We start from the raw sequence: 7,722 nt of genomic DNA on the forward strand, positions 1-7,722 counted from the left end.
CGCCGTCCCTGGCGCCGGGTACGCCGCGGCCCGGCCCCCGGGGGGGGGGGTGGGGGGGCGGGGGGGGGCGGGGGGGGGGTGGCCCCGCGGGGGGTTGAGGGCGGGGGCGGCCGGGGGGGGCGGGGGGCCCGCGGCGGCCCCCCCCCCCGCCACCGGAAGGGGTGAAGAGTCGTAACTTTCCCGTACGGTCCGCGTTCGAGCGCGCTAGGGCCGGGGGCGGCGCCCCGGGTCTCCCGGCCCCCGTGCCGGACCCGCCGGAGCCGGGGTCAACTGCCGGGGAAAACCCACGGGTTGGGCTTGCACTGGATGCCGCCGATGTCGAGCGACTTCGTCTGCTGCTGCATGATCGGCGCGAGGGCGCCCGGGGTCTGGCAGTTCACGTGCCCGTGCCCGAGCCGGTGGCCGACCTCGTGGTTGATGAGCATCTGCCGGTAGGCGAACATCTGGTCCGCGCCGTACGTCGCCGAGCCCTGCGCCCACCGGAACGCGTTGATCATCACCCGGTCGGTGGATGCGGAATCGCAGCTGACGTTGTCGACGGTGGTGTCCAGCCCGGACTTCGCGCACCACACCCCGGTGGTCCCGGGACTGGCGAGGGTGATCACGAAGTCGGCCTCGCCGCCCGGCACCCGCTCGAAGGTCTTCACCCCGCCGTGACCCCAGCTGCGGTCGTCGTTGAGCGTGCGGTGGACGGCCTCGGCGAACAGCTGGGGGTCCAGGCCGAGCCCCTGCTCGACGTCGACCCGGTAGCGGACCACCTTGCCCTTGCCGGGCGCCGGAGCCACCCCGGGCACGGTGTCGAAGACCCCCGAGCCCTTCAGCTTCTCGTCGATGGGGAACTGCTGGGCCATCTTCTGCTCGTACGACAGCTCCGGCGCGGCGGCGACCGGCGCCTGCGGGGTCGGCCGGCCGTCGGAGCGGGAGGCGGCGGACTGCCCGGGCTGGGCCCGGTCCGGCACCTGGCCGGCGGACCGCGTGGCGCTCGTCGCGCTCTGCCCCTCGGAGGCCATGTGCACCGCCACGACCACGGCGAGCACGGTACTCACGGCCACGGCGGCCATGCCGGTGTACGTACGGGCCTTGCGGCCGCGGCCGGAGCCGGTCCGCTCCTCGCCGGGGGTCTCCTCAGGCGTCCGCGGCGCCTGCGGGACGCGCGGGCCGGGCACCCGGCGGTGCGAGCCGGTGGAGGTGACGGGGTCGGCCGCCGCGGGGGGCGTGCGCAGTTCGGGCGCCACGGCCTGTGCGGGCAGGGTGACCTGCGGGAAGCCGACCGCGGGCGTGCCGAAGGCGGGGGTGTCGGTGTCCAGGACGGCCGCTGTGCTGCGGCGCGGGCGCGGTACGGCGCCGCGGTCCGGGTCCGCGTCGGCGGGGCGGCCCCAGGCGGGGGGCCCGGGCCGGCCGCCCCAGGCGCCGCCGGGCTCGTGCTGGGGGTGGCCCGCGGGACGGGCGTCCGGCTCGGGCCACTGCCGGGGCGCGTATCCCCGGTGGCTGACGGTCGGTTCGGTGTGGCGGTGGCCGGCCGGTCCCCCGTACGCGGGGCGGGCCCCGTGCGGCAGGTGCTCCTCGTACGGCCGGTGCTCCGCGGAAGGGAGGTCTTCGCCGTACGGCCGGTACTCCTCGTACGGGAGGTCCTCCCCGTACCCCGGATGCGCCGCGGGCTCCGGCTCCGGCACCGGCGCCGGCCGGGCGGGGGCGGGGGCGGGGCCCTTGCGACTATGTCGTCCCACGGTCGTCAGCCTCTGCCGTCTTCGGTAGTGCGTGCGGACTCGTTCAGCAGGTCCCGGAAGGCGGTCGCCACCACCTCGGGGTACTCCATCATGGCCACGTGCCCGGCCTCGGGCAGGCACAGCAGCCGCGAACCGCGGAAGGCCGCGGCGGCCTTGCGCGCCATACGGTACGAGACCAGCAGGTCGCGGGCGCCGTAGATCAGCAGGGTCGGGGCGAGCACCCGCTGCGCCTGACGCCACAGACCGTGCTGGCCGCCGAGGGTGTAGGCGTCGACGATGCCGCGCGAGGAGCGGGTCATCGCCTCCCAGAAGTACGGAAGGGCGAGCCGCCGCTCCATCTCCTCCACGGCGTGGCGGAAGCCCTCGGGCGTCACCCGTGAGGGGTCGCCGTAACAGAGGTCCGTCACCCCCCGGGTGCGCTGCTCGGCGGTCAGGCCGCGGGTCAGCCGGGCGAGCAGCGCGGCCGTTCCGGGGACCGCGAGCAGGGCCGTGGGGACGGCCGACCTCTGCACGCGCAGCTCCGGCAGCGCGGGCGAGACCAGGGTCAGCGTGCGCACGAGGTCGGGCCGGACGGCTGCGACGCGGGTGACGACGGCGCCTCCCATGGAGTTGCCGAACAGGTGCACCGGGCCGCGTCCGGCGGCGTCGAGGTGGCGGATGACCGCGCGGGCCATCGCCGTCAGCGAGTAGTCCCGGTTGGCGGGCGGCGGGGACCAGCCGAAGCCGGGGAGGTCGAGGGCCTCGCCGTCGACCTCGTCCTCCAACTGCGCCATGAGGTCCGACCAGTTCGTCGAGGAACCGCCGAGTCCGTGCACGAACAGGGCCGGAGGCAGACCGGGGCGGCGCGGTGGCCGAAACCGTACGGCCAGCTCCAGGCCGGGCAGCACGACGGTGCGCACCTGCTCCCCCTCCGCCACGCGGGCGGCCCCCACCTGGGAGGACGGCTCGGCGGTGGAGCGTAGGCCCGGCAGCTCGGTCGAAGACATGGGGGCAATGTTACGAGACGATCACGTCCGGACTCTTGTGTTCGGCATCACAGGCGCATGCGCATCCGCGTAGCGGGGTATTGGCGATCCTCCTAGGCTCATAGGTGAGCAGGCCCACGAGGGGTGAGGGAAGAAGGGGAGCCAGATGAGTGTCGACCCCGCAGAGCCGGACAGCTTCCACGACCGATTCCGGGATCCCCTCGACGCGGAGGCACCCGAAGCGGACACCGCGGAGCAGCTGGCCGAGGTGCAGCCGGACGAGGACGACCGGGTCACCGGCGTCGACCGCGACGAGGCGACCGACGGTGACGCCGTCGAGCAGGCACGGGTGGTGCCCCTGGACGAGGACGACTACCGCTGACGGGCGACGCTACCGCCGAGTACCCCGCCGAGCACCGCTGACCAGCACCTCAGGGTGGTCCGCACAGCGAGAAAACTCGGCTCGGACCCTACAGATTCGGTTACCGAAAAGTACGATGGCGGCGCGGCGCAGAGCGCACTGTGTTCTTAGAGAAAGTGGGAGGCGGCGTGACAGCCATCGAGCAGACGGAGGCAGCGCGTCCCCGGGGCACGCGCCTGCCGCGCCGAGCCCGACGCAATCAGCTCCTGGGTGCGGCTCAGGAGGTCTTCGTCGCGCAGGGTTACCACGCGGCGGCGATGGACGACATCGCCGAGCGTGCCGGAGTCAGCAAGCCGGTGCTCTACCAGCACTTCCCCGGCAAGCTCGATCTGTACCTGGCGCTGCTGGACCAGCATTGCGAGGCCCTGCTGCTCGCCGTGCGCACCGCGCTCGCGTCGACCACGGACAACAAGCTGCGCGTGGCCGCGACCATGGACGCCTACTTCGCGTACGTGGAGGACGAGGGCGGCGCGTTCCGGCTGGTCTTCGAGTCGGACCTGACCAACGAGCCGGCGGTGCGCGAGCGCGTCGACCGGGTCTCGCTCCAGTGCGCCGAGGCGATCTCCGACGTCATCGCCGAGGACACCGGCCTGTCGAAGGACGAGTCGATGCTGCTGGCGGTGGGCCTCGGCGGGGTCTCGCAGGTCGTGGCCCGGTACTGGCTGTCCAGCGAGAGCCCGGTCGCCCGGGACACGGCGGTGGGACTGCTGACCTCGCTGGCCTGGCGCGGTATCGCCGGCTTCCCGCTGCACGGCACGGACGCGGGGCAGGGCGGACAGGGCGCGCAGTCCTGAGTCCGGGCACCGGTGTCCGGGCACCGGCGCCGGCTCCGGGCTCGGCGCTGTTCGCTGCGAGCATGTCCGCAGCGCCGGGTCGCCGTCCCCTCTCCGGGCTAATGTGGACCGGGTACGGCGCGGCGACACGCGCACAACGGACCGTCGGAGGGACAAAGCCGTGGAGGTCAAGATCGGCGTGCAGCACGCACCCCGGGAGATCGTGCTGGAGAGCGACTTGAGCGCCGAGGAGCTGGAGCGCGTCGTCACGGCCGCGCTGACCGGTTCGGAGCCGCTGCTGAGCCTGACCGACACCAAGGGCCGCAAGGTCCTGGTGCCGTCCGACCGCCTGTCGTACGTCGACGTGGGCGAGCCGAGCGTGCGCAAGGTCGGCTTCGGCGCGCTCTGACGCTCCGGCCGCTTCGGGAACTGGGTGAAACGGCCCGGTGGTTGATTCCACCGGGCCGTTTCCCTTTCTTCCGCTTCGGGTAGGACCGCAGTGACCTGGTTTGCCCCTGATCTTCGGGAGGCCTTCATGCTGCTGATGGAAGCGCTCGGCTCCGCCCTCCTGGGCCTCGCCCTGTCCGGAGCGGCCGTGCGGGTGCTCGCGCAGCGGCTGCCGTCCCCGAGAGTGGTGCTGGTCAGCGGGATCCTGGGGGCCCTGTTCGGGGCGTTCCTCACGCAGTACGCGCTGGGCCCGGGGCACAACACCCTGACCGCGACCTTCGTCGGCGCCGTGCTGGTGGCGACGGTGGTGCTGTCGCTGCTGCTGCGCCCGGGCGCCGGGCCGCGGCGATCATCCCGCCCGGCTCCGTTTTCGCTCCCGTCGCGGGGCTGACCGGCCGCCGCCGGCCCTGAAGCGGACACGCGTCGGCCCCGGTACGCAGGCGATCCTGCGCGCCGGGGCCGACGTACGCCCGGGCCTGCCGGCCGTCCGCGGAGGGCGGCGAGGCTTCCGGGCGGCGAGGCTTCTAGGCGGGGAGGCTTCTAGGCGGCGAGGCCGAGGGCCGCCATCCGCTTGGTGTGGGCCTTGGTGATCCGGGTGAACATCTCGCCGACGGCCGCCAGGTCGAAGCCCGCGGCCATCCCGTCGACGCCGCCGACGAGCATCGTGGAGAGCGCGTCGCGCTCGGCGACCACCCGCTGGGCCTGCGAGAGCGCCTCGCCCATCAGCCGGCGGGCCCACAGCGCGAGCCGGCCGCCGACCCGCGGGTCGGCCTCGATGGCCGCGCGGACCTTCTCGACGGCGAAGCCGCCGTGGCCTGTGTCGTCGAGCACGCTCACGACGAGCGCGCGGGTGTCGGTGTCCAGGTGGGTGGCGACCTCGCGGTAGAAGTCGCTGGCGATCGAGTCGCCGACGTACGCCTTGACCAGGCCTTCCAGCCAGTCCGACGGCGCGGTCTGGCGGTGGAAGTCGTCGACGCCCTTGGCGAAGGGCTCCATGGCGGCGGTCGGCTCGACCTCGATCGCCGCGAGCCGGTCGCGCAGCCGCTCGAAGTGGTGGAACTCCGCGGAGGCCATCTTCGCGAGCTCGGCCTTGTCGTCGAGGGTGGGCGCGAGCTTCGCGTCCTCCGCGAGGCGCTCGAAGGCCGCGAGCTCTCCGTACGCGAGCGCGCCGAGCAGGTCCACGACGGCGGCCCGGTACTGCGGCGAAGCGGAGGCGGTCGCCCAGTCCTGGGCCGCGATCCCGCTCTTCTCGGCGGGCGTGCTGTCGTCGGCGGGCGATGCGTTTTCTACGGTCGACATGCTCCGCACAATAGCCCGCCGGAACGCCGCCCAGGGCACCACGTCCGGGCATGGCCGGTCCACCTAAACGCGACTACCAGGTGAATTCACCCGACACAGCTGCGCGATTCCGGGGTACAGTGGTAAAGCGCCTGCCGGATACTCGGCGGGCCATCCGAATGAGGATGCCCGGTCGGTGGCCCGATCGGCTCCACCCGACCGCCCTCGGCGTGATGCGTACGCACATGCGTACCGCCTCCCACGAGGGGCCCCCTCAGCGGCACAAGCGCTTGAGCGAAGGCCAGTGGTCCCGCGCAGCTTCGTACGACCCTCCCGACCATGGGCGGGCGCAGTACTGCAAGCCCGGCACGGTACGACCCCCCTCGCCGCCTCGCGCCGCGTCTCACAGAAGAGGCAGCACCCTGACTACGTTCCGAGACCTCGGGATCCTTCCCGAAACCGCCGAAGCCCTTGAGGCCGTCGGCATCGTGACCCCCTTCCCGATCCAGGAGATGACCCTCCCCGTCGCCCTCTCCGGCACGGACGTCATCGGCCAGGCGAAGACCGGAACCGGCAAGACGCTCGGTTTCGGCCTTCCGCTGCTGGAGCGGGTCGTCGTCCCCGCGGACGTCGAGGCCGGCCGGGCCACGCCCGAGCAGCTGACCGACGCCCCGCAGGCCCTCGTCGTCGTCCCGACGCGCGAGCTGTGCACCCAGGTCACCAACGACCTGCTGACCGCGGGCAAGGTCCGCAACGTCCGCGTCCTCGCCATATACGGCGGCCGCGCGTACGAGCCCCAGGTCGAGGCGCTCAAGAAGGGCGTCGACGTCATCGTCGGCACCCCGGGCCGCCTGCTCGACCTGGCCGGCCAGAAGAAGCTCGACCTGTCGCACGTCAAGGCGCTCGTCCTGGACGAGGCCGACGAGATGCTCGACCTGGGCTTCCTGCCGGACGTCGAGAAGATCATCAACTACCTGCCGGCCCGGCGCCAGACCATGCTGTTCTCGGCGACCATGCCGGGCGCCGTCATCGGCCTGGCCCGCCGGTACATGTCGCAGCCGACGCACATCCGCGCCACCTCGCCCGACGGCGAGGGCGTGACCGTCGCCAACATCAAGCAGCACGTCTTCCGTGCGCACAACATGGACAAGCCCGAGCTCGTCTCGCGCATCCTGCAGGCCGAAGGCCGCGGACTGGCCATGATCTTCTGCCGTACCAAGCGCACCGCGGCGGACATCGCCGAGCAGCTGGAGAAGCGCGGCTTCGCCTCCGGCGCCGTCCACGGCGACCTGGGCCAGGGTGCGCGCGAGCAGGCGCTGCGCGCCTTCCGCAACGGCAAGGTCGACGTGCTCGTGTGCACGGACGTCGCCGCGCGCGGTATCGATGTCGAGGGTGTGACCCACGTCATCAACTACCAGACGCCGGAGGACGAGAAGACCTTCCTGCACCGCGTGGGCCGCACCGGCCGCGCGGGCAACAAGGGCATCGCCGTCACCCTCGTCGACTGGGACGACATCCCGCGCTGGCAGCTCATCAACAAGGCGCTGGAGCTGGACTTCCACGAGCCCGAGGAGACGTACTCCACGTCCCCGCACCTGTACGAGCTGCTGAACATCCCGGCCGGCACCAAGGGCGTCCTGCCCCGCGCCGAGCGCACGCGGGAGGGCCTGAAGGCCGAGCAGCTGGAGGACCTGGGTGAGACCGGCGGCCGCGGTGGCCGTGGCGGCCGCGGACCGGCTGCCGCCGCTGCCGCAGTGGTCGAGGAGCGGCCCGCCCGTACGCGGCCTCCGCGCCAGCGCCGTCGTACCCGCGGCGGTGCCGAGCTCTCCGACGCTCCCGTGACCCCGGTCGCGGAGGCGCCCGAGGTGGCCGAGGCTCCGGCCGCGGACGAGTCGCGCAGGCCGCGCCGCCGCCGCACCCGTGTGTCGGCCGCGTCCGCCGCCGCGCTCGCGGTGGCCGAGGCAGCCCCGGTGGCCGAGGCAGCCCCGGTGGCCGCGGTCTCGATCGAGGCCCCGGTGGCGCCGGCGGCTCCCGCCGAGGAGGCCCCGGTCAGGCCGAAGCGCACCCGTACGCGCAAGGTTGCGGTCGCCGAGACGGCCCCGGAGCCGGAC

Annotated in this window: 8 protein-coding genes; 5 read left to right on the forward strand and 3 right to left on the reverse strand. The window is 73.4% G+C overall.

Annotated features, from left to right (window positions below; genetic code table 11):
* Positions 1-266: 266 nt before the first annotated feature.
* Together AB0B01_RS22675 and AB0B01_RS22680 are read right to left on the reverse strand one after the other, a co-directional pair.
* On the reverse strand, positions 267-1,727 hold the full coding sequence (locus AB0B01_RS22675) for a DUF3152 domain-containing protein (protein ID WP_361721938.1): 1,461 nt from the start codon (positions 1,725-1,727) through the stop codon (positions 267-269).
* Between the two features lie 5 nt (positions 1,728-1,732).
* Positions 1,733-2,713 (reverse strand): alpha/beta hydrolase, encoded by a 981-nt coding sequence (locus AB0B01_RS22680; protein ID WP_361721940.1) that lies wholly within the window; start codon positions 2,711-2,713, stop codon positions 1,733-1,735.
* 145 nt (positions 2,714-2,858) lie between these two features.
* Between AB0B01_RS22680 and AB0B01_RS22685 the strand changes: the two genes are divergently transcribed.
* The 4 genes from AB0B01_RS22685 to AB0B01_RS22700 all read left to right on the forward strand — a co-directional run bounded on the left by AB0B01_RS22685 (position 2,859) and on the right by AB0B01_RS22700 (position 4,724).
* The gene (locus tag AB0B01_RS22685; RefSeq protein WP_361721943.1) at positions 2,859-3,074 is read left to right on the forward strand and encodes a hypothetical protein; all 216 of its coding nucleotides are present in this window, start codon (positions 2,859-2,861) and stop codon (positions 3,072-3,074) included.
* Positions 3,075-3,241: 167 nt separating this feature from the next.
* Positions 3,242-3,907: a TetR/AcrR family transcriptional regulator gene (locus tag AB0B01_RS22690; protein ID WP_361721946.1), complete on the forward strand. Its 666-nt coding sequence runs from the start codon at positions 3,242-3,244 to the stop codon at positions 3,905-3,907.
* A gap of 160 nt (positions 3,908-4,067) precedes the next feature.
* Positions 4,068-4,295 (forward strand): DUF3107 domain-containing protein, encoded by a 228-nt coding sequence (locus AB0B01_RS22695; RefSeq protein WP_356845441.1) that lies wholly within the window; start codon positions 4,068-4,070, stop codon positions 4,293-4,295.
* Between the two features lie 129 nt (positions 4,296-4,424).
* Entirely contained in the window at positions 4,425-4,724 is a 300-nt protein-coding gene (locus AB0B01_RS22700) for a hypothetical protein (RefSeq protein ID WP_361722063.1), read from the forward strand.
* Between the two features lie 149 nt (positions 4,725-4,873).
* Here AB0B01_RS22700 and AB0B01_RS22705 read toward each other — a convergent pair whose 3' ends face one another.
* Positions 4,874-5,632: a ferritin-like fold-containing protein gene (locus tag AB0B01_RS22705; protein WP_361721950.1), complete on the reverse strand. Its 759-nt coding sequence runs from the start codon at positions 5,630-5,632 to the stop codon at positions 4,874-4,876.
* A gap of 491 nt (positions 5,633-6,123) precedes the next feature.
* On the opposite strand from AB0B01_RS22705, the gene AB0B01_RS22710 reads away from it, so the two are divergent.
* Positions 6,124-7,722, forward strand: a 1,599-nt coding sequence (locus AB0B01_RS22710) for a DEAD/DEAH box helicase (protein ID WP_361722066.1), incomplete at its 3' end; no start/stop codon positions are given.

Origin of the sequence: Streptomyces sp. NPDC044571 (assembly GCF_040647115.1) — a bacterium.
In the GTDB taxonomy this organism is placed as follows: Bacteria; Actinomycetota; Actinomycetes; order Streptomycetales; family Streptomycetaceae; genus Streptomyces.

Bases quoted from the DNA above. Each gene is read 5' to 3' on its own strand.
- AB0B01_RS22680 (WP_361721940.1), bottom strand. From the start codon at position 2,713: ATGTCTTCGACCGAGCTGCCGGGCCTACGCTCCACCGCCGAGCCGTCC.
- AB0B01_RS22685 (WP_361721943.1), top strand. From the start codon at position 2,859: ATGAGTGTCGACCCCGCAGAGCCGGACAGCTTCCACGACCGATTCCGG.
- AB0B01_RS22705 (WP_361721950.1), bottom strand. From the start codon at position 5,632: ATGTCGACCGTAGAAAACGCATCGCCCGCCGACGACAGCACGCCCGCC.